This window comes from Halorubrum sp. SP3 (assembly GCF_005435195.1).
GTDB classification, from domain to species: domain Archaea; phylum Halobacteriota; class Halobacteria; order Halobacteriales; family Haloferacaceae; genus Halorubrum; species Halorubrum sodomense.
Genome location: NZ_SGTU01000228.1, coordinates 1 through 283, shown reverse-complemented (window position 1 = coordinate 283; position 283 = coordinate 1). Strand labels below are relative to the sequence as shown.

At 61.5% G+C, this 283-nt stretch carries 1 protein-coding gene; it reads right to left on the bottom strand.

Annotated elements, in window-relative coordinates:
* Window positions 1-283: hydantoinase B/oxoprolinase family protein (locus EXE42_RS20400; RefSeq protein WP_241988424.1), on the bottom strand; the 283-nt coding region annotated here is incomplete at both ends.

The window sequence follows — 283 nt, the reverse complement described above, 5'->3', positions numbered from 1 at the left end:
TTCCGCGGGCGTGTTCATCGTGTTCGACATGTGAACATGAACGCCGTCCAGCCCGTCTTTTCCGGCCCGTCCCCCGAACCCGCCGCCTTGAGTCTCGTAGAACGCGTATGCTTCGCCCGAACGGGGATCCTCTCCACCGAACGTGACGTTGTTCATCGTCCCTTGCGACCCTGCGACGACCTTCTCAGGGACGACCTCAGCAAACGCCCCAAGCACAACGTCCGTCACGCGTTGTGATGTCTCCAGATTCCCACCGACGACAGCTGCGGGCGGACTCGGATTT